Source organism: Pseudomonas sp. H3_C08, assembly GCF_054669455.1.
The window spans coordinates 1119887-1145666 of the sequence record NZ_CP162803.1; the positions used below are offsets into that span (position 1 = coordinate 1119887).

Here is a 25780-nt window from a genome sequence, read left to right on the forward strand (position 1 = left end):
TCCGCGCCATGAAACGCTGCCGCGTACTCGCCATGATCCTGCTCGCTGGCGTCAGCCTTGGCGCGGGTGCTGCGCCGCTGACCCCGGAAGAGGCGGCGGGCAAGCGCCTGTACCGTCAGGGCTTTTCGGCCAGTGGCGAGGCGATCATGGCGCGGGTTGGTGCGGCAGATGTGTTGCTGCCGGCGACCAGCCTGCCGTGCGCCAATTGCCATGGCGCCGATGGCCTCGGGCGACCTGAAGGTGGCGTGCGTCCCCCCGAATTGAACTGGGCGCGACTGACCAGCACGTATGGCCAGCAACAGGTCAACGGCCGCAGCTATCCGGCCTACAGCGAAAGCACTCTGGCCACGGCCATTGAGCAGGGCCGCGACCCCGGCCACAACCGTCTCGACCCGAGCATGCCGCGCTTTCTGCTGTCGATGAAGGATCAGCGCAACCTCACCGCATACCTCAAGCGCCTCGCCGATGAGCGTGATCCCGGCCTCGATGCCGAGACCTTGCATCTGGGCACCTTACTGCCCAGCCAAGGGCCGCTGGCCGAGGAGGGCATGACCGTTGCGGCGGTGCTCAACGGCAGTGTCGCGCGGATCAATCAGGCCGGTGGCATTCACGGCCGGCAGTTGCGCTTGACGGTGATCGATCCCGGCCCGGACCGCGCCAGTGCCGAGCAAGCCTTGCAGCAGTTGATCGAGCAGGAGCAGGTGTTCGCCCTGATCGCACCACTGGCACCGGCTCTTGACAGCGAACTGGGGGCACGCCTGGAACAGGCCGGTATGCCGCTGATCGGGCCGATGTCGATCCTCGGCACCCTGCAGGCCAGTCCGCAGATATTCGAGCCATTACCGGGATTGCGTGAGCAGTTGATCGCGCTGGCCGATTACGCCACGGCCAGTTTGCGCGTGCTGCAAGGGCCGACGCTGATTGCTTATCCCGATGACCCGATCCAGACGCAAGCCGCGCAAAATCTCGGCCAGTACTTGCAGGATCACGGCTGGCAGAAAGTCCATCTGCAAGCCTACGACCCGGCGGCGGATGCGCTGCCGCTGGGTTCGCGTTCGGTGTTTTATCTGGGCACTGGCGGCGGCTTCAGTCGTCTGGCGACGCGGCTGCAAAGCGCCGGGCAAGTGCCTTACCTGTTTGCCGCCTCTAGTCAGGTGGCGGGTGATCTGCTGCAAGTCCCCGACGGATTCACCCGGCGGGTGTTTCTCGCCTATCCGTTCGTGCCCAGCGATTGGACCCAGGCTGGGCGCATGGCCCTGACGTTACTGCGTGAAGGCCAAGGACTCGGCGCCCAGCACGCGGTGCTGCAAGTCGGCGCCTATGCCTCGATGCTGCTGCTCAGCGAGGGCATGAAACAGGCTGGCCGCGACGCCAGCCGCGAGAAACTGGTGACGGCGCTGGAAGGCCTGCACGACTTCGACACCGGCCTGACCCCGCGCCTGAGTTTCGGTCCCGGTCGACGGCTGGGCTTGAGCGGCGCGCATGTGGTTACCGTGGATTTGCCCGATCAACGTTTCTATCTGGTCGCACCCTATAAACCGATGGTTGCCAGCCCCTGAACGGAGGGCCCGATCATGAAACGCACAACGCTGATCTTGCTGCTGACTTGCTGGCTGCCGCTGGCGTGGGCGAATAACGAGCCGGCCGTGGCACGGGTCAACGGCACGGAGATTTCCGGGTTTCGCTTCGAGCGCTTCTTCGCCGAATACCTGGAAGATCAGGGCCGCGCGGTGACGAATATTCGCAGCCCCAAGGCCTACAAGGAACTGCGCCAGGCGGCGCTGCAAATGCTGATCGACAAAGAATTGCTGTGGCAGGAATCGCAGAAACGTGGCCGGCAGATCGACGAGCAAGCGCTGCGTCAGCAGATCGAGCAAACCCGCATGGCCATCGGCGGCGTGGAAAAATTCGTCCGGCGCTTGCAGGACGCCGGTTTCGATGAGGCCTCCTTCACCGAGTACACCCGCCGCGAACTGGCGGCGCAGCAGATGTTCGCCGAACTGATCCGCGCCAATACCTTGCAACCCCGTCACCTGTTGATCCGCGTGCCCGTGCAAGCAGATGCAGCCACAGTGGCTCAAGCGCGTCTACGCTTGATGCAAATGCGCGCCTCGATTGTCAGCGGGGCGAGTTTTGCCAGCCAACCACTGCGTTCACCGTTTGGCTGGCATGTGATTTATTTGCCGAACCACTTGGAGGCCGCCGATGTCCCAGATTTACAGGGGCTGGATACAGTCAGGGCAGAGCTCGCCCGACAGCAACAGACCCAGGCTCGTCGTCAGGTGCTCGCGCAATTACGGGTGCAGAACAGGATCGAACGAATTGACGACGACTGAAGGTTCCCCCCCAATAGTGGGGAATGGCTTCGATGCCCATTCAGGTGCTTCCCCGTTTCTGGGGAACGGGGTACCAGGACGAGCGGGCATTGTCATTAAATTCAAGGACATGAAGACATAAAATTACCGGCGCTCAGCCTGGCATGAAGTGTGCGTTACCCCTGGTAAGGCGCACTCTCAGGGCGGGGTCATCGGACCTGCTGTTTCAAGGAGTCGACCTTGGTTAACAAAGTACTGGTTGTCGAAGACGAACAGCTGCTTGCACAGAACCTTCAGGATTATCTGTCGGCGCAGGGGCTGGACGTCGCGATTGCACATGACGGAGCGACGGCTATCGGTTTGGCCGAAACCTTTGCCCCCGACGTGCTGGTGTTCGATTACCGCTTGCCCGATATGGAAGGCTTTGAGGTGCTCGACGCAGTCCGCCAGAACAGGACGTGCCATTTTGTGCTGATAACGGGTCACCCGACCGCTGAAGTCTGTGAGCGGGCGCGGCAACTGGGGGTCAGCCACATCCTGTTCAAACCGTTTCCATTGGCGGAACTGGCGCGGGCGGTCTGCGACCTTCTGGGCATCAAGCGTGAAGCGAAACCCGGTGCGAGCCCTTCCGAGGGCTTTGTCGAACGGCGCCAGAGCAGGACCGAGAGCTTCCCGTTGCAGTTGTACGATGGCAGTTGGGTGTTGGCGGATCGGCGACGACAGTCGCACGCCATGGCACCGGACGACGATCAAATGCTCACCGGGGAGTAATGGCGCGAACAGACGTTCCGGCACTTGCCGCCAAGGTTTGCCGCGCCGACAGGGCTCTAAGCCCCGGTTGGAGAGCAAGCCATGGAACGTCTGTCCGTTGTCGTCGAACCGCTGTTGGCCACAAGTGCCCCCGCGCGCTTTCCCAGTGAATACTTTTCCAGCGAGCAGTTGTCCCAGGCCCGGGCGCGGGCCGCCACCTCCGGCGAACGCGTCCTAGAAGCCCTCGGCGTGCTCTGCGAACTGGCGCCGATGCCGTTCATTCACACCCTTGGCGCCACCCTGCATTACCCGGTGCTCGACACCGACAGCCTGTTTGCCGCGACGCCGGTGTTCGACCGGGTCACCCTCGCGCAATGCCTGAAACGTGAATTCATCCTGCTGCGCCACAACGACGAAGTCATCGGCGTATTTGCCGACCCCTTCGACCCGGCGCGGCTGGCCTGGATCGACGATTGCCTGCACGGCGCGCCGCTGTATCTGGTGCACGCCGATGACCTCAAGGCCTATCTGGCCCGCCACGAAGAAAGCTTTCATGCCGTCGAATCGCTGAACGCTCAGGGCGACACTCACCACGAAATCGACACCCTGCAAAGCCTGTCGCTGACCAGCATCAGCGAAGACGCCAGCAGCGTGGTGAAACTGGTCAACTCGACCCTTTATGACGCGCTGAAAATGCACGCCAGCGACATCCATCTCGGCACCACCGGCCATGGCCTGGTGATCAAGTACCGCATCGACGGCGTGCTCAACAACATCAGCAAAGTCCAGGGCAACGAATTCGCCGAGCAGGTGATTTCGCGGGTCAAGGTCATGGCCGAACTGGACATCGGCGAAAAACGCGTGCCGCAAGACGGTCGCTTCAAGATCGGCATCAGTGGCCGCCAGATCGACTTTCGCGTGTCGATCATGCCGAGCATCTTCGGCGAAGACGCGGTGCTGCGGGTGCTCGACAAACAGGATCTGGCCGACAAGGTCTGCGGCGTGCAATTGCAGGCGCTGGGCTTTGAAGACGAAACCCTGCGCCAGTTGCGCCGCCTCGCCGCCGAGCCCTACGGCATGGTGCTGGTGACTGGCCCGACCGGCAGCGGTAAAACCACCACGCTGTACGCGATGATCACCGAGATCAACCACGGCGTGGACAAGATCATTACCATCGAAGACCCGGTTGAATATCAATTGCCGGGGGTGCTGCAAATCCCGGTCAACGAGAAAAAAGGCCTGACCTTCGCCCGTGGCTTGCGCTCGATCCTGCGCCACGACCCGGACAAAATCATGGTCGGTGAGATCCGCGACCCCGACACCGCGCAGATCGCCGTTCAGTCGGCGCTCACCGGCCACTTGGTGTTCACCACCATCCACGCCAACAACGTCTTCGACGTGATCGGCCGCTTCACCCAAATGGAAATCGACCCCTACAGCCTGGTCTCGGCGCTCAACGCGATTCTCGCCCAGCGCCTGATCCGGCTGGTGTGCGCCAGTTGCAGCGCACCGGTCAATCCAAGCGATGAAGAACTGCGCGCCTCGGGCCTCGATCCGCAGAAAGTCGACCACTACCACTTCGTCCACGGCAAGGGCTGCGGACACTGCCGGGGCAGCGGTTATCGCGGGCGCACGGCGATTGCCGAACTGCTGCACCTCGACGACGAACTGCGCCAGATGATCGTCGAGCGCCAACCGATCACCCAAATCAAAGCCCTGGCCTGTGCCCGTGGTTTGCGCCTGCTGCGCGAATCGGCGCTGGAGCTGGTGGAACAAGGTCGCACCACGCTGGAGGAGATCAATCGTGTCACATTTATCTCGTGAGCGTTTTGTCGCCGTGCTCGGCGCCAGCGGTGTTGGCCTCGGTCAGCGGCGCGGTAGCGACACCCTGTGGCTGGGCAGCGTCGGCTACATCGACGAAGGCTTCCAGAGTTACGCGGTGGCGCTGGACACCCTCGATCGCCTGCTCGGTGAACACGCCCGCGCCGGTGCCGAATTGAGCGTGGTCATCTCCGGGCATTTCAGCCGCTTCTGCCTGGTGCCATGGAGCGCGCAGATCAGCAGCCCGGAAGAACTGCGCGGCTTTGCCCAACTGTGTTTCGAAGACCTGTTCGGTCCACCAACCCAGCCGTGGAGTCTGGTGTTGTCCGCCGAGCCGGCCGGTTACGACCGCATCGCCAGCGCCTTGCCGCAAGACTTGCTCGAACGCCTGCGCACGCTGGTCAGTGCTCGCGGTTTGCGCCTGCGCTCGGTGCAGCCGTACCTGATGGCGGCGTTCAACCGCTTCGACAAAAGTCTCGATGCCGGCGACTTCCTCTTCGTCGTCGCCGAGCCGCAGCGCAGCGTGTTGTTGCTCGCAAGGGAAGGGCGCTGGGCTGGCGTGCGTTCGGTGGGCGGCAGCGACAGCGATGCCGCGTTGAATGCACTGATCGGTCGCGAACGGCAGTTGCAAGCCTCGACCACCGAACGCGCCTTCAATGTATATCTGCATGCGCCGGCGCGGCTCGATGCGCATCCGGACGTGGCGGGGGTGCAACTGCGCACCCTTGAAGACGACGCGATGACCGTGCGTGACGGCTTGTACGTCATGTCCCGGGCGGTGGCCTGACATGCGCGCGCTTAATCTCGATTTTCAGCCACGGCCACGTTCCGGCCCGTTGGGCTGGAGCCTGCTCGGCGGCGGCGTGCTGCTGGCGCTGCTGTGCTTCGGCGTCCAACAGCACCTCGACGCGCACACCGAACAGCAACAAGGTCATCTGCAAACCACGCAGCGTCAGCTCACCGGTGACAGCGGCGCCAAGTCCACCCTGAGCCCGGCGCAAATCCGCGAGCAAGCGGCGAACCTCGCCGAGATGCGCAAGGTCTCGCAACAACTGCGCCGGCCGTGGGAACGCCTGTTCGCCATGCTCGAAGCGATGCCGCGCGATGACGTCGCGCTGCTGAGCCTGACCCCGGATGCCCGTAAAGGCCAGGTCCGCATCAGCGCTGAAGCGCGGGATCTGCAAGCGATGCTCGATTTCCACAAACGACTGGAAGCCAGCGACGAGCTGTCCGACGTGTCGCTGCTGAGCCACGAAATTGTCGTCAAATCGCCGGAACAACCGGTGCAATTCAACCTGTCGGCGACCTGGGAGATGGGCGATGCGAATCCCTAGACTGATCGTCCACGAATACCTGCAAGGCCTCGGCATTCCGGGCCTGGCCGGGTTGGCGCTGCTGCTGGTCGCCGTGGCTTGGGCACTCGGTGGCTTGCTGCCGGGCTGGCAATCGTTGCAGCACTTGAGCCAGCAGACTCAGGAAACCAGCGCGTACCTGGCCAAGGTTGAAGACGGCAGCATCGCGCCGCCGGTGGTGCCGCAGCGTCAGCTCGACGACTTCCGCAACAAACTGCCGGCGCAGCCGCAAGCCACGGTCGCCATCGACCGCATCTACGCCCTCGCAGCCCAGGAGCACATCACCCTGGCGCGCGGTGAGTACGCCCTCGGTGTCGACCCGAAAACCCATCTGGCGCGCTATCAGATCCTCTTGCCAGTGCGCGGCAGCTACCCGCAACTGCGCCGCTTCGTGCACGCCTTGCTCGGTCAGTTGCCGGCAGTGGTGGTGGAAGACCTCGAATTGCAACGCAAGAAGATTGGCGACACCGACCTCAATGGCCGGATCCGTATGACCCTTTACCTGTCGAGGTCGTGATGAATACCAAGCGCGTGACAGGGTGGCTGGCGTTCTTCGGCGTGGCGGCGGCGCTGGCATGGTTGCCGGAGTATTTCTCGCCAAGTGAAGACGCCGATTCCAGCGAAGTAGCGGTCGCCACGCCGGGGAAAACCCGGGGCGCGCTGCCGGCCAGCACCGCCAAGGCCAAAGACGCGCCGATCAGGGACCTGAGCCCGGCCGGCGATCTGTTCGCGGCGAAATCCTGGAAGGCCGCGCCGACCCTGGCCACGGTCACCGAACAAGCGATCAACCCGGCCACAGTGGTGCAAGCCCCGAGCCTGCCACCGGTGCCGTTTCAGTTCGTCGGTCGGCTGCATGACCGCAGCGACCTGCAAGTGTTTTTGCAGAACGGCGAAAAGATCTACGTCGTGCGCAACGGGGATGTGATCGACGACACCTGGAAGATCACCGGCATTTCCGATCTGGAATTAAGCCTGGTCTACCTGCCTTTGCATTTGTCGCAGACCTTGTCTGTGGGGAGTACGCAATGAACCGTTCCCGTTTGCTGATGAGCCTGGGCCTGTGTGCCGGGCTGGCCGCGTGCAGCACTGCGCAGGTGGCCAATAAGGAAGCCGCCGACCTGATTGAACAGGGTCAGTACGAGGCGGGGCTGGCGCGGATCGAAGAAGGCCTGCGTGAAAACCCTCGCGACACCGAATTGCACCTGCTGCTCAACACCGGCCGGGCCAAGGCGATCACGGCGTTGCTGACGGCCGGCGACACCGACCGCGCGCGTCGCGATTTCACCTCGGCGCGCACTGCATACATGCGCGTGCTGACCATCGAGCCGAACAACCGCCGCGCCCAGGATGCCCTGAAGCAGATGGAGTACCTGCGCAGCATGGACGAAAAACTCGAGCTGGCCCGTGGCGATCTGCGTCGCGGCGACATCTACGGCGCTGATCGTCAGGTCAAACAGATCCTCGAACTCGACCCGGCCAATGAAGGTGCGTTGGAGCTGCAAGGCAACATTCGCCTGGTGCAGAGCCGCAACGTGATTGCTTATCCGCAACTGCGCACCAAGCTCGATCGTCCGGTGACTCTGGAATTTCGTGACGCCAACCTGAAGACCATTTTCGAAGTGCTGTCGCAGGTCGCCGGACTGAATTTCATCTTCGACAAAGACCTGCGCCCGGACATGAAAGCGACGATCTTCGTGCGTGACGTGCGCATCGAAGACGCCGTGACCTTGCTGCTGCAACAGAACCAGTTGCACCAGAAAGTGGTGAACGAAAACACCTTGCTGATCTACCCCGATTCGCCGCAGAAAGTGAAGGATTACCAGGAACTGGTGATGCGCACCTTCTACCTGACCAGCATCGACGCCAACACCGCGCTGAACATGGTCAAAACCATGCTCAAGACCCGCGACGTGTTTGTCGACGAACGCCTCAATACCCTGACCATGCGCGACACCGAAGATGCCGTGCGCATGGCCGAGAAACTTCTGCAATCGCAAGACCAGTCCAACCCGGAAGTGGTGCTCGAAGTGGAGGTGATGGAAGTCGCCACCCAGCGCATTCTCGACCTTGGCCTGCAATGGCCGAGCACCTTCGGCGTGGTCAACTCCGATGGTTCGCCGGTCACGCTGCTCGGGCAACTCAAGGGCATCAACTCCGACCGCATCTCCATCGGCCCGTCGCCGCAAGCCAAGATCAACGCGCAGGACAACGACATCAACACCCTCGCCAGCCCGGTGATTCGCGTCAGCAACCGTGAGCAGGCGCGCATCCACATCGGCCAGCGTGTGCCGATCATCAGCGCCACCTCGGTGCCGTCGACACAGGGGCCGGTGATCACCGAAAGCGTGACCTATCTGGATGTCGGTCTGAAGCTCGAAGTGACCCCCACCGTACACCTGAACAACGAAGTGGCGATCAAGATCGCCCTGGAAGTGAGTAATGCCACGCCGCTGGAGCCGACCCGCCAAGGCACGATCCCGGTGCAGGTCGATACCCGCAACGCGCAAACTTCGCTGCGTCTGCACGACGGCGAAACCCAGATCCTCGCCGGGCTGGTGCGCAACGACCACGGCGCCACCGGCAACAAGATTCCCGGCCTCGGTGACATTCCCGGACTCGGCCGCTTGTTCGGCAGCAACAAAGACACCATCGGCAAATCCGAACTGGTGCTGTCGATCACCCCACGGATCGTGCGCAACCTGCCGTACCAGAGCCCGTCGGACATGGAATTCTCCACCGGCACCGAAACCAGCATGCACATTCAGGCACCGGATCGTTCGCAGAGTTACGTGATGCCGTCGCCTGCCGCGCAGCCACGTGCCGTCGGTGAATCGGCCGTGGCCACCACCCGCGTCACTGTCGAGAAGCCTTGATCATGAACGCCTCCCAACGCGGTTTCACCCTGATCGAAGTCGTGGTGACGCTGGCCCTGATCGGCCTGTTGGCGAGCATGGCTGCGCCGCTGACCGAGACCCTGGTGCGGCGTGGCAAGGAGCAGGAATTGCGCAACGCGCTGTACCAGATTCGCGATGCCATCGACGCCTACAAACGCGCCTTCGATGCCGGGTACATCGAGAAGTCGCTGAACAGCAGCGGCTACCCGCCGAACCTGAAAGTGCTGGTCGAAGGCGTGCGCGATGTGCGCAGTGCGAAGGGCGCCAAGTTCTACTTTTTACGCCGCATCCCGCGCGATCCGCTGGTGCCGGCGAAACGGGATGACGAAGGGGGTTGGGGCGTGCGCGCCTACGACAGTTCGGCTCAGAACCCGCGCGATGGCGAGGACGTCTTTGACGTCTACTCCCACGCCCGGGGCAAGGGCCTCAACGGCATCGCCTATCGCGAGTGGTGAACCTCATGCGCCGGGAAAAAGGTTTTACCTTGCTGGAGCTGATGGTGGTGATGGCGATCATCGCCACGCTGATGACCATCGCGCTGCCGCGCTACTTCAACAGCCTCGAAGCGTCGAAGGAAACCACCTTGCGCCAGAGCCTGTCGGCGATGCGCGAGGCGCTGGATCACTTTTACGGCGACACCGGGCGGTATCCGGATTCCATCGAGCAACTGATCGAACAACGTTACCTGCGCAACGCACCACTCGATCCGATCACCGAACGCAAAGACCAGTGGGTGCTGATCGCGCCACCGGACGGCGTTGCCGGCGGCGTGGCCGATATCAAAAGCGGTGCTACCGGGAGGGCGCGTGATGGCAGCCAGTATTCCGAGTGGTAACCGCGCGCAGCAGGGCGGCTTCACTTACCTGGGCGTGCTGTTCCTGATTGTGGTGATGGGCATGGGTCTGGCCAGTGCTGGCGAGTTGTGGTCGACCGCGTCGCGCCGTGACCGTGAACGCCAGTTGCTCTGGGTCGGTACTCAATACGCCCAGGCGCTGCGCAGCTACTACCGCAGTTCGCCGGGGCTGGCGCAGTACCCGAAAGAATTGGTCGACCTGCTCGACGATCAACGTTTTCCAGAAGCGAAACATCATTTGCGTCAGCTTTATCCAGACCCGATCGGTCAGGGTGAATGGGCAGTGCAACGCGGTTTCGATGGACGCATCACCGGCCTCAACAGCCCGTCGACCGAGCTGCCGTTGAAGCAGGCGGGCTTCCCGTCGCAGTGGTCGGATTTCGAAGGCATGCAGCGTTATTCGGACTGGCAGTTCGTGGCTGAAAAAGCCTTTCTTGAGGGCACTGGCACTAGTAGCGGGGGCCCGGCCAAAGGTCAGTCAAATTTGCCGCAGGCGTTGCAGCCATGACTCGCCAATGGTGGTGCGCGCTGATCCTCACCGCTGTGGCGTGCTGCGCCCACGCCGGTGAAGAAGACGAAATGATGGGCTTCATCGTCGACGACACGATCTCGCACATCGGCCACGACTTTTACTACTCGTTCAGTGAACGCCTGCGCGACACCAGCCCGATGGATTTCAACCTGGTGGTGCGCGAGCGCCCCGACGCGCGCTGGGGCAGCCTGGTGACCGTGGAATATCAGCAACGCCTGGTTTATCGGCGCTTCCTGCCGCCGAACACCGTGGAACTGAAGGACGAGGCCTACGCGGCCGCCGACTGGGTTCGACGCCAGGTTGTCCAGCGCAAGCTGGAGGCTCTGTTGCAGGACACCACCGACCTTGAGAAGGACGAATTATGAACAGCACAACGTTCTCACGGCGCAGCGGATTCTGGATCTCGGGGTTGTTGATCGGGCTCGCCAGCGTTGCGGCTGTCCAGGCCACTGAACTGGTCTACACGCCGGTCAACCCGTCGTTCGGCGGCAACCCGCTCAACGGCACCTGGCTGCTCAACAACGCGCAGGCGCAAAACGATTACGACGACCCTGATCTCAAGAGCCGTTCGACCGTGGCCGGCACCTCGGCGCTGGAGCGCTTCACCAGTCAATTGCAATCGCGGCTGCTAGGGCAGTTGCTGGACAACATCTCCACCGGCAACACGGGGAGCCTGTCCACCGACTCTTTTATCGTCAACGTCATCGACGACTCCGGGGCACTGAGCATTGAAGTGACCGATCGAGCGACCGGTGAGGTTTCGGAAATTCAGGTGAACGGCCTCAACCCATGACGGGCTGACGGTTCCGGGGAGTGATGGACATGAAAAAGATCATCGCGTTAGGGCTGCTGTTGGCGACATTACAAGGGTGCAGTCTGCGTGAGCCGATGTCGGCCGAGCAGGACACCGAAACCCCGACCTTGACTCCAAGGGCTTCGACTTATTACGACTTGCTGAAGATGCCGCGGCCCAAGGGGCGGTTGATGGCGGTGGTGTACGGGTTCCGTGACCAGACCGGGCAGTACAAGCCGACGCCGGCGAGTTCGTTTTCCACCAGCGTGACTCAGGGTGCGGCGTCGATGTTGATGGACGCGATGCAGGCCAGTGGCTGGTTTGTGGTGCTGGAAAGGGAAGGGCTGCAGAACCTGTTGACCGAGCGCAAGATTATTCGCGCGTCGCAGAAAAAGCCGAATACGCCGGTGAATATTCAGGGTGAGCTGCCACCGTTGCAGGCGGCGAACATGATGCTCGAGGGTGGGATCATCGCTTATGACACTAACGTGCGTAGCGGTGGGGAAGGGGCGCGGTATCTGGGGATTGATTTGCAGCGTGAGTATCGGGTGGATCAAGTGACCGTGAATTTGCGGGCGGTGGATGTGCGCAGCGGGCAGGTGTTGGCGAATGTGATGACCAGCAAGACGATTTATTCGGTGGCGCGTAGCGCGGGGATTTTCAAGTTTATCGAGTTTAAAAAGTTGCTTGAGGCGGAGGTTGGGTATACGACGAATGAGCCGGCGCAGTTGTGTGTGTTGTCGGCGATTGAGGCGGCGGTGGGGCATATGGTGGCGCAGGGGATTGAGCGGCATTTGTGGCAGGTGGCGGGGGACGCTTCTACGCCTGGGCAGGATGATGTGTTGAATCGGTATTTGACTCAGAACAAGGTTGATCCGGAGGCGGAGTGAACGTGGCGGCCTTCGGGCCGACCAGGTTCTGGTTGGGCAGTGAGTTCTGGTTGACTGGGTGCATATCCGTTGCTGCGGTAACGGCCACCTAGGGTTTCGCCCTTACGGCGACTCACTTTTTTTACAAACGCCTAAAAAAAGTAAGCAAAAAAACGCTTGCTCCTACGTACGGCCCGCTCGCTGGGGCTCGGGGTCCCTTCGCTCCGGGCTCCATCCGGGCGCAGCGCCTACGGTTTGCTTCGCTGCACCTCCTCTCGCTGTGTTTGGCTGCGCCAAACGGTCGCTGCGCTCCCTCTCCCGGATGAAACCCTCCACTCAGCCTTCCGACGTCGCCTGTGGATCAAGATCAAAAGCAGGCGAGCTGACACTCGGCCTATTGAGTGGTTAAGGGCCAAGCGGTGTTCGGCTGTTGATTTGTGTTGTGGCTACCCCTCACCCCGGCCCTCTCCCGAGGGAGAGGGAGTCGATTTTTGGGCTTTTCAAAACCTGAGTTCAACGCGGTATCGCACGTCGGCGTACCTCTGCCAAACCACTCGGTCAGTCCCCTCTCCCTCTGGGAGAGGGCTAGGGTGAGGGCTGCGTGCAGTGGTCTAATTTCTGCAGTGGTCTAATTTCTGCAGTGGTCTAATTTCCCTGGACACCCCGATAGGTGGAAATCGTCATGCTGGGCGAACTGGCGGTGAATCAAGCCCTCGATCACGTCGAGCTGAAGGATGGCTAATTCCCCGAAGATCCAAAACGATAAGGAAGTGGAAAAGCTCCGTCCGACCTTGGAAGCGTTGGCCGATGTGGATGCTGATCGCGTCATCGATGATCAAACAGTGCGGGACTGGGCTGACTCTTCGATTCGCTCGGAATCAACATCAAAGAGTTCCCCATAGCTCAGGAAAAATAGAAAACAAAAAACGCGACCCTGGAAAAGGTCGCGTCTTTTTTCGTTAGCAAATAATTACGTTTGATCTGCGTTATGGATATTCCTGACGCGCATGCAAAACGCTCAAAATATTTATCCGACCCACCACTTGATAAATGATCAGGTAATTGGGGTGCACGACCATCTCGCGAGTACCGGGCGCTCGACCCATTCGATAGAGGTGTGGATGTTGAGCAAGGGTAACCGTAGCGCCTTCGATAGCTTGGGAAAGTCTGTCAGCCGCTACTAAGTTCCTGTCACTGATGTAATCAAGTATTTTCAGGAGTTCAGCCCGAGCTTCGGGCTGCCACTCAACCTGCATCGTATTTTTTACGCTTTGCTTCCATCAGGGCACGCATCTCGGCCATAACCTGATCATTTGGAATGCTCGGTCTTGTATCACTCAGCGAAGCCTGCACTTTGGCGATTAACCAACGGTCATAGCTCGCGGCCTGCTCTTCGGGGTCAAGATCTGAAACAACTGGGCACAGTGGGTCGATTAAAGACGGGTCGATCATGGCACCTCCGGGTTTAATGCCTCGAAGTCTATTCGGTAAAGCATTTGCTGTCGTCGCTGGCTGGATGAATAGCACGTTGGTCAAGCTCCATGAGGATCAATTTGTCCCAAAGAATCCTAGACGCCCTGCTTCCGACGGCCAACCGCTAGACGTGGTAGGAAAACGTGCAGCTTTTCCATAAACCATTCATTTTTCTGTAGGACGTGGCGCGTCTGGGCTTTAAACAACGCGTGTCGTTGATCGGTCCTACGGACACAAAAAAACCGCGACCCCCCTCACCAGAGAATCGCGGCCCATCAACACCCAACCCCTACTGCTGCAAAACCGTCGCCTGGTTAGCCGACCCGAACTGCTGAATATTCGCCGTCTGCGTAACCCCACTCTGATCGACATTGGCAATGTTCCCCGTCCCGCCCTGGGTCACGTACGCCACGTTCATCGTGTCCGCCTGTTTCACCGTGATCATGTTGTCACTGCCATACAACTGCGCGGTATACGCCTGGTTGCCAGACCCGGACTGATCAAACTCAGCACTGTTGCCGGTGCCATTCGAAGAGCCCTGCACCAGGTTGCCCGTGCCGCGCTGATCCGAGATCAAAATGTTGTCGCTGCCGTTCTGATCAAAATACAGCTCGTTATACGACTCCGCCTGACTGACCGTGGTCTTGTTGCCAGCCCCGGTCTGGTGCGTGGTCATCACATGGCCGACGCCATCCTGAGTGAAGCTGGCGATGTTGCCATTGCCCGCCTGGGTGACGGTCGCACGCTGGTTACTGCCGAACTGTCCACCCGATTGCGGGCCTTTCCAGTTGCTGGCGTAGACCTTGTTGTCATTGCCCACCGAGGTGGCGCTGAGCGTGTGGCCGTCGCCGCTCTGATAGGTGTAGTGGACGTTGCCATTGCCGACTTGATACAGCGCCAGTGTCGAGTTGACCGATTCGAATTGGTCGGCGTAGATCGCGTTGCTGTTGCCGACCTGGGTGACGGCGGCGCTGTTGTTTTCGCCGAAGCTTTGGTCGACCACGGTTTCGTTGCTGTCGCCGTATTGGTTGACGGTGGCCTGACTGGCGAGTTGCGCGTCCTGCCAGATTTCGCTGCCGTTGAGGTTGCCGAACTGGTTGATGGTGATGTTGCCGCCGGTGCCGTTGCGCTGGTCGCCGTAGGCGTAGTTGCTTTCGCCGGCCTGGTTGATGCCGATCTGGCCGCCGTTATGAGTGACCTGTTCGGCGGTGCCGTAGTTGGCGGTGCCGTATTGGGTGATCACTGAACTGTTGCCGCTGCCTTCATAGAGTTGTTCGATGTTGGCTTCGTTGCTGTCGCCGAACTGGAAGGTTTTGCCTTCGCTGCCGTTCTGCGAATCCTGATAGATGAACGAGAAGTTGCCCGTGCCTTGCTGCTGTTGCAGCGCGCTGTTCGGTGAGCCGAAGCCCAACGACTGGCTGGCGTGGGCGGTGTTGAAGGCGCCGACTTGTTGCTGGGTGATGGTGGCGTTGTCTTCGTAAAGTTGTTCGGCGTAACCGGCGTTGTAGTCGCCGACCGCGTCCTGGGTGATCACGCTGCTGGCGTGGTCTTGCACGGCGGCGGCGTCGTTGCCCTGGCCCAGTTGGGTCTGGGTGGCGGTGCTGAACGGTGCCTGGGTCTGTTTCACGTCGGCGATGTTGGCGGTACCGACCTGGCTTTGGTTGGACAGGCTGTCGTCGGCCATCGCCTGGGCACTGATCATGACCAGGAGGGCGGCGGTGAGGGGCGTCAGTTTGAACATGATGATCTCTCCGATGATTTACAGTGCTTAGCGATATTGCTTGACCGAAACGCTCATGCCGTTGCCCGACTGGGTCACGGCGCTTTGCAGCCCCGCGCCGGCCTGCTCGATGCTGGCGTCGTTGTTGTTGCCGTTTTGCGAAATCTGCGCGCGGTTGTGGCTGCCGTTCTGAGTGATCGAGGCGGCGTTGCCGGAACCGTTCTGGTTGATCAGCGCCATCAGGTCGCTGCCCTGTTGCAGGATGTACGCCTCCTGATTGCTGCCCGATTGCACGATCTTCCCGAGCAGCGACTGACCGTTCTGTTGCAGCAGGGCGACGTTGGCCTGGCCGAGTTGGTCGATCAGGGCTTGCTGACCCACCGGTGGGGGCAGTTCGCCGAGGTCGCTGCTGGTCGGGGCCAGGTCGTCGTTGTCCATCAGGTCGTCGGCGCGCACGCCTACTGTGCTGCACAGCAGGAGCAGGCAAAGCAGGGCGGCGGTCGGCGTGTTCATGGCTCACATCCTGTCAGGCGTTAACCGGTTCGAAGTCGGCCCCAGCCACCCGCGAGTGGCTGGGGATCTGGCTTACAGCGTGGTCACCGAGACCGTGCGCACGGTGCCCTGGGACGAGCGGATCGTCGCGGTCGGGTTGGCCGATGGCACTACCGTCGTGTTGTTCAGCGTCAGCCGCCAGCGTCCGGTGACCGGTACGGTGGTGGTGCCGAGGGTGACCAGCCCGGTCGGGGTGGTGACCTGCACGGTGATGGTGTTGCCGGTGGTCACTGACGAGGTGCCGGTGAAGTCCCAGTTGAAGCGCCCGCCCGAGCGTGCCTGCACCGTGGAAGCGGTGACGGTGAAGGTTTCCGCTGCTGGCCGTGGCGACACTTGCACCGTGACCGTGGCCGGCGTCGACAGGGCGCCGAAGCTGTCCCGGGCGATGTAGGTGAAGGTCGTGGTGAACGCCGTGGTGACGGTGGCCGGTGGGGTGTAGGTGATTACCGTGCCGTCAGTGCTGACCGTGCCACGGCCGGCGGCCGGTTGGGTCAGGCTGGCGACGCCCAGCGGTACGTTGCCTTCCGGATCGGTGTCGTTGGCCAGTACGTTGATCGGGATCGCAACGCCCAACGTGGCGACGCTGTCGGCGACGGCGGTCGGTGCCCGGTTTGGCGCGACGGTGATCGTCACGGTGGCCGGGTTGGCCGAGGCCAGACCTTTGGCGTCCTGCGCTTTGTAGGTGAAGGTCGTGGTCAGTGGCGTGTTGACCACGGCTGGCGGCGTGTAGACCACGGCGGCGGTGCCGCTGAGGGCGACGGTGCCTTGGCCGGCCGCCGGTTGGGTCAGCGCGGTGATGCCCAGTGGGTTGTTGCCGTCGGGATCGCTGTCGTTGGTCAACAGGCTGAGGGTGATCGGCACGCCGAAACTGGTGCTGCCGGTGTCGGCGTTAGCGATCGGTGCCTGGTTTTCTCCGGTGTCCGGTGCGGTGCCGACCACGACAACCGGCTCGGTGTCACTGCCACCAGCGGCGGATTTCACCGTCACGGTGGCCGGTGGCTGAGTCAGGTCGGCGACGGTGATGCGCTGCAAGGTGCCGGACTTCGATAGACGTCCGTAACCTTGCGCAACCATGTCCGGGATCGCTACTTCATCGGTCGATGTCGCTTCGATCAACAAGGTTTTGTTGGACCAGTTGTAGCGCGCAGTCTGCACTTTCACCACGTCGGTGAGCTTGCTCGACACCGATGTCGGGCGTGTGGTCCCGGCCGGGTTGGTCGCGGTCACGACGATGACTGACGGCAGGGTGCCGTTGCCCAGGCGCTGACCGAAGAACAAACCGGTATTGTCACCGGTCAGGCTGGTCTGGCAAGGCGTTGGCGGAGGGCCGGGCAGCAGCGCCACGGTTTCGCGGAAGCACAGGGTCGAGCTGCTGTCAGCCTTGGCGAACACTTCGGCACGCACACCGGCCGAGGTGCGGCGATAGGTGGCGCGGTCGAGTTCGACAGCGGTTTGCTGACGGTTGTCGAGCACTTTGCCGGCGACGGTAAACAGGCTGGTTTGAATCGTACCCGCAGCGGATGGCCCGACAATGCGTACGAAGTTGGTGTCGAACGGGCTGCCGGTCACGGCCTCGGTGAGGTTCGGATCACCGACGAAAGTTTCGACACCGCCGCTGTCAGGATTCACTTCGGTGTAAGGGCCGTTGACGCTGCGCAGGAACGGGCCAATGGCACCGGTCAATGCGCCGCTGAAGTTGCCCGGCGCGCCGATGCCGATGTCCTTGGTGATGTTGATTGCACGGCGCCCGGGGGTGGTGACGTTGACCGTTTCGACGCCATACGGGTGGGTGATGGTGTATGTGCCGGCTACGGGAACGTTCACCCTGATGCGAATTCGCGCGAAAGCTATTTGATCGCCGTCCACCGGATTACCGGAGGAAAACGCTGCTTCTATCCCCGCGACATAAGCGTCCATGCCATAGCCCGCGCCGTTGTTGGGAATAGTGGTTTCGGCGAGAAACCAGAAGGCTTCCGGCGGCCAGTTGTCGGGGAACACCATCGGCAGGCTGTCATCGAAGATGCCCGGTTCCGGCAGCAGAGTGCACATGTAGGCCGGTGGCGTGCTGACCGCTACTCGCGAGCTGGCGGCGCGCGACTGGCAGAGCTCCATCGACAGCAGATTGTTGTCCTGGTACCACATCGGGAATTTCCCGGTGGCAAAGGTGTAGGGGCCGGGGTCGACGGCGGCGAGTTGCGCATAGGCACTGCCGGTCAGCGAGAGAGCGAGCCCGAGCGCGTTGAGCGCAAAGCGTGGCCACTTGTTCATGATGCCTCCTGATGCGGATCTGGGCATGTGAGCGTTCATTGCACGATGACCACTTCTTCGGTGTCGCTGCCGCCGTTGGACGACGTCACGCGCACCTTGGCTGGCGGTATCGGCGAGATCCCGGTGGCCAGACTTTTCAGCGCGCCGTCGCCGCTCAGCGCACCGATGGCGGCGCCGCTGCCGGAGGTGGCGGTGAGTACCGGTGGCGAGGTTTCGTCACTGGTCGAGGCCACCACGGTGAGTTGTCCGGAGCTCAGGCTGTATTGCGCGCTCTGGATCACTACCAGGTCGGTCAGGGTCATGGGCAGGGTGGTCGGCGTGCTGCTGGCGATGGCCAGGTGGTTGTCGGCGGTCACTTGCAGGACGCTCGGGACGGTCGGGTTGGCCGACGATTGCGCGTACCAGGCACCGGTGGAGTTGGCTTCGGTCATGTTCAGCACCGGGGTGAAACTGGTCACGGCGACGGTGCCGGGCGCTGGTGGGGCGAGGACGAACACGTCTTGCTGGGCGACCGGTGCGCTGGTCCCCGCCTTGCGTGAGTAAGTGCTGCGCTGGGTAATCATTGGTGTGGGTCGAACTACCGTCGACAACTTGCCGGAGACGGCAAATGTCGTCGTCCGCAGATCCAGACCATTGGGGCCTTCGATACGGATGAAGTTGGTGTTGAACGGGCTGCCGGTCACGGCTTCTTCAAGGTTCGGATCACCGACAAACTGTTCTGCCGAGCCAGTCACCGGGTTGGTTTCGGTGTAGGGCCCGTTGAGACTGCGCAGGAACGGTCCGACGTCACCCTTGAGCGCGCCGTCGTAGGTTTTCGGTGTGCCGATGCCGATGTCGCGGGTCATGTTGATCGCGCGGCGGCCGGGCGTGTCGATGTTGAACACTTCGACGCCATACGGGTGGGTGATGACGTAGGTGCCGGCCGTAGGAATATCGACCCGGATGCGGATCCGCGCGAAGCTGATCTGATCGCCTTCCGCCGGGTCACCGCCACTGAACGCGGCTTCGATCGCCGAGCCGTAGGAGAGGTTGATGCCGCGCGCGGCGTCGACAATCGTGCCGTCAGCGGTAAACCAGAACGCCTCGTCGGGGAAGTTGCTGGGGAAAGCCAGCGGTTGGGCGTCATCGAATATGCCGGGCGCCGGCAGCAGCGAGCACATGTACGAAGGTGCGCCGGGCGTGCTCGGCACGCGAGAGCTGAGTGCTTTGGACAGGCACAGATCCAGGGTGCGACCGTGGGTGTCCTGATACCAACTGGCGAAACCGCCAGTGGCCACCGTGTACGGACCCGGGTCAACAGCAAACAAAGCGGCCTGGGCTATGCCCTGGGCCAACGCGCTCACGACCAGGACAGTCGCGGTTTTGGACAGTAAAGGGTGCATGAGTTAATCCCTCTATCGAAGTACCTGCCCCTTGGGGATGGGTCAGTTGCACAGGGCCTGTACACCTTCCATGCCAAGGTGTGGTGGATGGGCGGGAGAGGACCGGGGTAGAGGGCTTGACGCGCAGAAGGGTCAGGTTTTTGGCCAGCGGGGAAAGGGCGTCATTCCCCAGGATTGGGGACGGTGGGGATGAACACTCATGGCCTGCCGAACACAGATCCTTGTAGGAGTGAGCCTGCTCGCGAAAGCGGACTTCCTGTGACGAAAATGTCGATTGATCTGCCGCCTTCGCGAGCAAGCTCGCTCCCACAGGGATTTGTGGTGGTTTGGGCGGTCTTATCGGGTCGATATCCCCGCATCCGGGCAAACCCCCACCCGTGGGCTATAACCCTATAGGACGTATCGGGAAGTCGCCGCCATGAACATGCAGTCGAAATCGCTTCCGGTTGAGGAGGGCACGCTACGCTTGGGTTCGCGCAAGCAACCGTTCAACCTGCTGCGCTGGTTTTCGCTGATCAGCATGGCCGTGATCGGCACCGTGGCCATCGCACTAGGCGCGGTTTCAACGCGTTTCGTGATCGAAGAAAGCGTGCAGCGCGATGCCTTGCTCACCGCGCAGTTCATCCAGGCCATCGCGTCTGCCGAAGTGCGCCACGTGTCGATTCCCAACATCCGCACGATGGGCGAGTTGCTCGATCCACGTCAGGACAAGGATTTTCCCGATGTCGACCCGCAGGCCCGGGCAGGTGCGCGCGGTGAATTTCTCGACCACATCGAACACCTGCCGGACGTGATTCTCGCCAACATTTACGCGCCGGACCGCCAGGTGATCTGGTCGACCAATCCAGCACTCATCGGCACCAGCATCCATGCCGACGACGACCTTGATCGCTCCTTTAACGAAAAGATTCCGGTGTCGGCCAGCTACCACGATGTCGACAAGGCCCGTGAGGAACAGAAGTTCGTCATCCCGCCGGATTACATCTTTATCGAGAACTACATTCCGCTGTTCGACGCCGAGGGCAAGAACGTCACGGCGATGGTCGAGATCTACAAGGAACCCAAAGACCTGATCGCGCGCATGGAGCGCGGGCTGGCCCTGATCTGGCTGGCCACTGCGCTTGGCGGCGGGCTGATTTACCTGGGCCTGTACTGGATCGTCCGGCGCGCGGCGATTCTGCTCGCCGCCCAGCAAAAACAACTGATCGCCAACGAAACCTTTGTCGCCTTGGGCGAGATGTCCTCAGCTGTGGCGCACAGTTTGCGCAACCCGTTGGCGACGATCCGTTCCAGTGCAGAACTGGCGCTGGAGTTCGATGCCGGCCCGGCAGAAAAGAACATCAAGGACATCATCGGCCAGGTCGACCGCATGTCGAAATGGGTGCGCGAGCTGCTGCAGTCCCTGCGTCCGCTCAACGATGACCCGGAACCGGTGAACCTGGTAGCGGCGCTGCACGAAAGCCTGGTCGCGTTTGAACAGCAGATCGCCAAGGCCGGCGTGCAGGTGGTGTTTCATCCGCAACACACGCCGATGGTGCTCAGCCAACCGGTACAACTGACGCAGATCCTCAACAGCCTGCTGGCCAACGCGCTGGAGGCGATGGACAAGGGCGGCACATTGACTGTCAGCCTCGAACCGAGTGATGACCGTGGCGTGTGCGTGGTGCTCAGTGACACGGGTAAAGGCATGAACGAAGAACAACGGACCATGGCCTTCCGGCCGTTTTTTACCACCAAGTCTGGCGGCCTCGGGGTCGGTCTGGTGCTGGTCAAACGCATCATGGAGCGCTTCGGCGGCGGCGTGACCCTCGACAGCCGCGAAGGTGAGGGCACCTCGGTTCGATTGGCATTCCAATTAGTCCAATGACGGGCCTATTCCATTTCGCGGACTGCCGAAGACTGCGATCTATCGACTGATCGTTCCCTCGCTCTGCGTGGGAATGCAGCCGGGGACGCTCTGCGTCCCATGGAACGCGGAGCGTCCCTTGAGGCATTCCCACGCAGAGCGTGGGAACGATCAACACTTCCACCGCTGCAGAATTTCACGGGCCAAAATTTTATGAACTTCCCCCATCACTGGGTGTCAAGCCCCGGTCACCGGGGAGTGGGGAAACCCGCAGACCTTCCAAGTCCCTGTTACAACTGGAAATAATTTCTTGGCGCACTAGTTGCAAAACACCATCACCCCTTCCTTGATGAGGCGGCTGGTGATGGACAGAACAACGCGTAACCCAAGCAATACCTTTCTGCTGACGCCTCTGAGTGTCTTTCTGATGTTGACCCTCGGCACCATGGCCGGCGTTCGCGCCAGTCCGATCGATGACGAACGACAGCCAGAAACCTCCGACCCGTCGGCGTACTACGACGAGCCGGCAGACGAACCAACGGCGCTCAACGCCATCCTGACCATGCCCGAGGCCAACGAAGACTCCTTCGATTTGCCCGACGGCGTCAAAGGCACCCGTGCCTCGACACGCACGGAGAACGTCCTGCCGCCGGCCGTGCAGACCAGTTTCAACTACCCCACCAACGGCAAGCCGAGCCCGCTCTATGGCGCGCAGCCGTTCACCCAGCAGTTGACCCTGTTCGAAGAGTTCGGCCCGGAAAAACTCGACCCGACCACCCCGGCCGCGCCATTGCCGTTTCCGCCCGCTGCGATCGGCCCGGCACCGGCTCAGGACCCGAACAACGTCGCCCGCAGCGCGCCACCCGGCACCGCCCTTGATGCGTTTTTGCGCCAACCGGGGCTGACGCCGTTTCCCAGCCAGTTCTCTAACGTGGTCGACCGCAACCCGTGGCAGGCGCAGATCGAAGTGTTCCTCAATCGCCACATCGGCTCGTCCGCTGAAGGCCGGCCACCAGGAAAAGGCTGGGCACACCAGCGCTGGAACGAGTTCTACCCACAGGTCGCCTATAAAACCGCGCAGACCGGCGCGCGCCTCAATGGTGGCCTGCGTGACAGCGTGCAAATGCACCATTACGCGGTGGGCGAATTCGGCCCCGGCGGCCTTTACCACAACGTCGCGGGTGTACCGCTGACTGACGGTACTGCGAAAGGCGTCGACCCGCGTTTCCACCCGGCCATGCCGGTGCAGAACCACAACGCAGTGTGGACCTTCGACGGCACGTTGCCGCCAAAACTGTTGATGGTGCGCTACGGCCAACCGGTGATGATGCGTCACTACAACGGCTTGCCGATCGATCCGTCGGCCAACCGTGGTTTCGGTCTGCACACCATCAGCACCCACGAGCACAACGGTCACGCGCCGGCAGAAAGCGACGGTTATGCCAACGCGTTCTTCTTTCCGGGGCAGTTCTATGACTATCGCTGGCCGATCCAGCTTGCCGGTTACGACAGCATCAACACCAAGGCTGAAGACCCGCGCGCCGCGTTCCCGTGCGCACCGGGTGAAACCCTGTGGGTCAACGACCTCGCACCGGCGAAAAAGACCTGTGACAACGGCACCATCAAGATCCGGGGCGACTGGCGCGAGACCATGAGCACCCACTGGTTCCATGACCACATGCTCGATTTCACCGCGCAGAACGTCTACAAGGGCAACGCGGCGATGATGAACTACTACAGCGCGCTGGATCGCGGCAACGAGTCGGTGAACGACGGCGTCAACCTGCGATTCCCCAGTGGCAGCGCCTTGCCATGGGGTAACCGTGACTACGATGTCAATCTGGTGTTCGCCGACAAGGCGTGGGATCAGGAAGGCCAGTTGTGGTTCAACCCGTTCAACACCGACGGCTTCCTCGGTGATCAGGTGCTGGTCAACTGGCAGTGGAAACCGGCCCTCGACGTGCGTGCGCGCAGTTATCGCTTCCGCATCCTCAATGGCTCGGTGTCGCGCTACTTCAAACTGGCGTTGGTGCGCGAAATCAAAGGCAGCGGCGGCGAGTTCCAAGGGCCGAAAAACTCCGGCGTGACCTACAGCCGCGTGCCGTTCCACATGATCGCCAACGACGGCAACATCATGGAGCACAGCGTGCCGTTCGACGGCAGCATGGACCTCGACGCCGATGGCGATAAACAGAACCACAACGCGATCCTGCCGACCCAGGGCATCGCCGAGCGCTTCGATATCATCGTCAACTTCTCGAAAAACGGCATCAAGCCGGGGGACAAGCTGTTTTTCGTCAACCTGCAGGCCCACGACGACGGCAAGGGACCCAAAGAGGTCATTCCGTTGGGCGACATCCTGTCGGAAAAATACCTGGCAGTGATCAAGCAGACCAGCAAAGGCCCGCAATGGGACAGAGGCGATCCGGCGGTGGGCAAGGTCTTGCAGCTCAACGTCAAGGCTTACACCGGTCAGGATCTGGCGATGAACCCGGCAGCCTACGAACCGGCGAAACCGGGCAAGGCGGAAGGGCTGGTGATGATCCCGTTGAAGCTCCATCGCGACAACGCCGCCGACAAAGCCGTGCTGGCCAAGGCTCGCCACCGCACCTTCACCTTCGGCCGTTCCGACGGCACCGATGAAGCGCCCTGGACGGTCAAGACTGACGGCGGGTTCGGCTTCCACATGGACCCACGCCGACTCAATGCCTCGACCCAATTGTCCAGTGGCCCGACCGATGCCGGTGTCACCGGGTTCGGCACCCTCGAAGTGTGGAACATCAAGGCCGGCGGCAAGGGCTGGAGCCATCCGGTGCATGTGCACTTCGAGGAGGGGATCATCCTCAGTCGCGGCGGCAAGGCCCCGCCAGAGTGGGAAAAGTGGGCGCGCAAAGACGTCTATCGCATAGGCTCGGAAGCGGATGGCCTGGACAGCGTCGAGATGGCGATCAACTTCCGCGAGTTCGCCGGGACCTACATGGAGCACTGCCACAACACTCAGCATGAAGACAACTCGATGCTGCTGCGCTGGGACCTTGAGAAGCCCGGGCAATTGCAGTTGATGCCAACCCCACTGCCAAGCTGGGACGGTGTGCGCTACGTCAACTCGGCCGCGCTGCCTACCTTCCGCAGCGGCGACGGTATGGGCCCACAAGTGGTGATCAAGCCATGAACCGTCGCCACGGTGACAGCCAACCCGTGCATACCCCGCGCTCCCGGGCGCTGGGCATGCACCTGGTGCTGATGCTGGTGGTCTGTGTGTTCGCCAGCCGTGTGCTGCTGGCGCATCAGGCCAGCGTCGGCGAGCCACCAGCGGCGAGCGAATCCGCCACCCCGTGGGGTGGCGACTATTTCCCCAACACCTTGCTGACCGATCAGGACGGTCAGCAGGTGCATTTCTTCGATGACCTGATCAAAGACAAAGTGGTGGTGATCAACTTCATCTTCACTTCGTGCAGCGATTCCTGCCCCTTGGAAACCGCGCGCCTGCGCCAGGTGCAAAAACTGCTCGGTGATCGGGTCGGCCAGGACATCTTTTTCTACTCGATCAGCATCGATCCGCTCAGTGATACGCCCGAAGTGCTCAAGGCCTATTCGCAGCGCTTTAAAGTTGGCCCCGGCTGGAGGTTTCTCACCGGCGAGTTCGAAGACGTCACCGACCTGCGCAAAAAACTCGGGCTGTTCATCGAAGGCGTCGACAACGGCCGCAACAAGGACCACAACCTCAGCCTGATAGTCGGTAACCAGACCACCGGGCGCTGGATGAAAGCTTCGCCGTTCGAAAACCCGTGGATCCTCGCCGATCAACTGGCCAACACCTTGCAGAACTGGAAGCAGCCGAGCATCGAAGAAAGCTACGCCAATGCCCCGGACATTCGTCCGCCGAGCAATGGCGAAGAACTGTTCCGCACCCGCTGCGCCTCCTGCCACAGCCTCGGCCCAATGGATGGCCAGGGCCTTGGCATGCGCAGCATCGGCCCTGACCTGATCGGCGTGACCCGTCACCGTGATCCGAAGTGGCTGAACCGCTGGATCCGCGAGCCGGATCGCCTGCTCGCGGAAAAAGACCCGATTGCCCAGCAACTCTACGAACAGTTCGAGCGAATTCCGATGCCCAACCTGCGTCTCGACGAGGCATCTGCGCAGTCGATCATCGATTTCCTCCGTGATGAAACCGAGCGTCAACAACCGTCCACCCCGGCCGTGGCCGACGGTGCATTGACGCCAGTAAAACCGGGCGATTCAGCCGCGACGGTGAGTCAGATGCGGTAGCGGCGAAATAGCATCATTGAACCGTGTGTCGCGGTCAGAGCCACCTACACTGATGGCAGTAACTGGCTCGATACAAAACCTCCAGGGC

24 protein-coding genes are annotated in these 25780 nt (G+C 61.6%); 18 read left to right on the plus strand and 6 right to left on the minus strand.

The genetic code is table 11. The features are described from left to right. Positions 1–8: 8 nt before the first annotated feature. The 15 genes from AB4N74_RS05200 to AB4N74_RS05270 all read left to right on the plus strand — a co-directional run bounded on the left by AB4N74_RS05200 (position 9) and on the right by AB4N74_RS05270 (position 12200). Complete coding sequence (locus tag AB4N74_RS05200; protein ID WP_460098517.1) at positions 9–1559, plus strand: ABC transporter substrate-binding protein; 1551 nt, start codon at positions 9–11, stop codon at positions 1557–1559. A gap of 15 nt (positions 1560–1574) precedes the next feature. Next, positions 1575–2336 (plus strand): peptidylprolyl isomerase, encoded by a 762-nt coding sequence (locus tag AB4N74_RS05205; protein WP_460098519.1) that lies wholly within the window; start codon positions 1575–1577, stop codon positions 2334–2336. A 219-nt stretch (positions 2337–2555) separates the two neighbouring features. Further along, positions 2556–3086 carry a response regulator gene (locus tag AB4N74_RS05210; protein WP_257358144.1) on the plus strand — a complete coding sequence of 177 codons (531 nt, stop codon included), beginning with the start codon at positions 2556–2558 and terminating at the stop codon, positions 3084–3086. An 81-nt stretch (positions 3087–3167) separates the two neighbouring features. Continuing rightward, entirely contained in the window at positions 3168–4889 is a 1722-nt protein-coding gene (locus AB4N74_RS05215; RefSeq protein ID WP_116255323.1) for a GspE/PulE family protein, read from the plus strand. After that, positions 4870–5673 carry a hypothetical protein gene (locus AB4N74_RS05220; protein ID WP_460098521.1) on the plus strand — a complete coding sequence of 268 codons (804 nt, stop codon included), beginning with the start codon at positions 4870–4872 and terminating at the stop codon, positions 5671–5673. Before AB4N74_RS05215 ends, AB4N74_RS05220 begins: the two co-directional genes overlap by 20 nt. Before the next feature lies 1 nt (position 5674). Further along, the gene (locus AB4N74_RS05225) at positions 5675–6220 is read left to right on the plus strand and encodes a PilN domain-containing protein (RefSeq protein WP_034152599.1); all 546 of its coding nucleotides are present in this window, start codon (positions 5675–5677) and stop codon (positions 6218–6220) included. Then, positions 6207–6755, plus strand: coding sequence for a GspMb/PilO family protein (locus tag AB4N74_RS05230; RefSeq protein ID WP_460098523.1), 549 nt, complete (start codon positions 6207–6209; stop codon positions 6753–6755). Before AB4N74_RS05225 ends, AB4N74_RS05230 begins: the two co-directional genes overlap by 14 nt. After that, positions 6755–7267 (plus strand): hypothetical protein, encoded by a 513-nt coding sequence (locus AB4N74_RS05235; RefSeq protein WP_093439249.1) that lies wholly within the window; start codon positions 6755–6757, stop codon positions 7265–7267. Before AB4N74_RS05230 ends, AB4N74_RS05235 begins: the two co-directional genes overlap by 1 nt. After that, complete coding sequence (locus AB4N74_RS05240) at positions 7264–9111, plus strand: secretin N-terminal domain-containing protein (protein ID WP_093439246.1); 1848 nt, start codon at positions 7264–7266, stop codon at positions 9109–9111. The genes AB4N74_RS05235 and AB4N74_RS05240 overlap by 4 nt, the downstream gene beginning before the upstream one ends. Before the next feature lie 2 nt (positions 9112–9113). Further along, a complete protein-coding gene (locus tag AB4N74_RS05245) occupies positions 9114–9587 on the plus strand; it encodes a type II secretion system protein (protein WP_016987878.1) in 474 nt (157 codons plus the stop codon). A gap of 5 nt (positions 9588–9592) precedes the next feature. Continuing rightward, entirely contained in the window at positions 9593–9967 is a 375-nt protein-coding gene (locus AB4N74_RS05250) for a type II secretion system protein (protein WP_007919395.1), read from the plus strand. Further along, positions 9942–10493, plus strand: a complete 552-nt coding sequence (locus tag AB4N74_RS05255) for a type II secretion system protein (protein WP_093439240.1) — start codon at positions 9942–9944, stop codon at positions 10491–10493. Before AB4N74_RS05250 ends, AB4N74_RS05255 begins: the two co-directional genes overlap by 26 nt. Continuing rightward, a complete protein-coding gene (gene csgE, locus AB4N74_RS05260; protein ID WP_093439237.1) occupies positions 10490–10882 on the plus strand; it encodes a curli production assembly/transport protein CsgE in 393 nt (130 codons plus the stop codon). The genes AB4N74_RS05255 and csgE overlap by 4 nt, the downstream gene beginning before the upstream one ends. Beyond that, positions 10879–11310: a curli assembly protein CsgF gene (locus AB4N74_RS05265; protein ID WP_093439234.1), complete on the plus strand. Its 432-nt coding sequence runs from the start codon at positions 10879–10881 to the stop codon at positions 11308–11310. The genes csgE and AB4N74_RS05265 overlap by 4 nt, the downstream gene beginning before the upstream one ends. A 29-nt stretch (positions 11311–11339) precedes the next feature. Further along, positions 11340–12200 carry a CsgG/HfaB family protein gene (locus AB4N74_RS05270; protein ID WP_077572085.1) on the plus strand — a complete coding sequence of 287 codons (861 nt, stop codon included), beginning with the start codon at positions 11340–11342 and terminating at the stop codon, positions 12198–12200. A 965-nt stretch (positions 12201–13165) separates the two neighbouring features. Here the strand turns inward: AB4N74_RS05270 and AB4N74_RS05275 are convergent. From AB4N74_RS05275 to AB4N74_RS05300, 6 genes are all read right to left on the minus strand, one after another. Further along, entirely contained in the window at positions 13166–13435 is a 270-nt protein-coding gene (locus AB4N74_RS05275) for a type II toxin-antitoxin system RelE/ParE family toxin (RefSeq protein WP_150650815.1), read from the minus strand. Then, positions 13425–13631 (minus strand): type II toxin-antitoxin system RelB family antitoxin, encoded by a 207-nt coding sequence (gene relB, locus AB4N74_RS05280; protein ID WP_460098528.1) that lies wholly within the window; start codon positions 13629–13631, stop codon positions 13425–13427. The genes AB4N74_RS05275 and relB overlap by 11 nt, the downstream gene beginning before the upstream one ends. 310 nt (positions 13632–13941) lie before the next feature. Further along, the gene (locus tag AB4N74_RS05285; protein WP_460090395.1) at positions 13942–15393 is read right to left on the minus strand and encodes a curlin; all 1452 of its coding nucleotides are present in this window, start codon (positions 15391–15393) and stop codon (positions 13942–13944) included. A gap of 27 nt (positions 15394–15420) precedes the next feature. Then, positions 15421–15885 (minus strand): curlin, encoded by a 465-nt coding sequence (locus AB4N74_RS05290; RefSeq protein ID WP_460098530.1) that lies wholly within the window; start codon positions 15883–15885, stop codon positions 15421–15423. Positions 15886–15957: 72 nt separating this feature from the next. After that, a complete protein-coding gene (locus AB4N74_RS05295; RefSeq protein WP_093439213.1) occupies positions 15958–18192 on the minus strand; it encodes an Ig-like domain-containing protein in 2235 nt (744 codons plus the stop codon). Positions 18193–18227: 35 nt separating this feature from the next. Next, positions 18228–19574: a hypothetical protein gene (locus tag AB4N74_RS05300; protein ID WP_093439210.1), complete on the minus strand. Its 1347-nt coding sequence runs from the start codon at positions 19572–19574 to the stop codon at positions 18228–18230. A gap of 418 nt (positions 19575–19992) precedes the next feature. On the opposite strand from AB4N74_RS05300, the gene AB4N74_RS05305 reads away from it, so the two are divergent. The 3 genes from AB4N74_RS05305 to AB4N74_RS05315 all read left to right on the plus strand — a co-directional run bounded on the left by AB4N74_RS05305 (position 19993) and on the right by AB4N74_RS05315 (position 25692). Continuing rightward, positions 19993–21441, plus strand: a complete 1449-nt coding sequence (locus AB4N74_RS05305) for a sensor histidine kinase (RefSeq protein ID WP_460098532.1) — start codon at positions 19993–19995, stop codon at positions 21439–21441. Positions 21442–21784: 343 nt separating this feature from the next. Then, on the plus strand, positions 21785–24592 hold the full coding sequence (locus AB4N74_RS05310) for a multicopper oxidase domain-containing protein (protein ID WP_460098534.1): 2808 nt from the start codon (positions 21785–21787) through the stop codon (positions 24590–24592). Continuing rightward, positions 24589–25692, plus strand: a complete 1104-nt coding sequence (locus tag AB4N74_RS05315) for an SCO family protein (RefSeq protein ID WP_093439201.1) — start codon at positions 24589–24591, stop codon at positions 25690–25692. The genes AB4N74_RS05310 and AB4N74_RS05315 overlap by 4 nt, the downstream gene beginning before the upstream one ends. Positions 25693–25780: the final 88 nt, after the last annotated feature.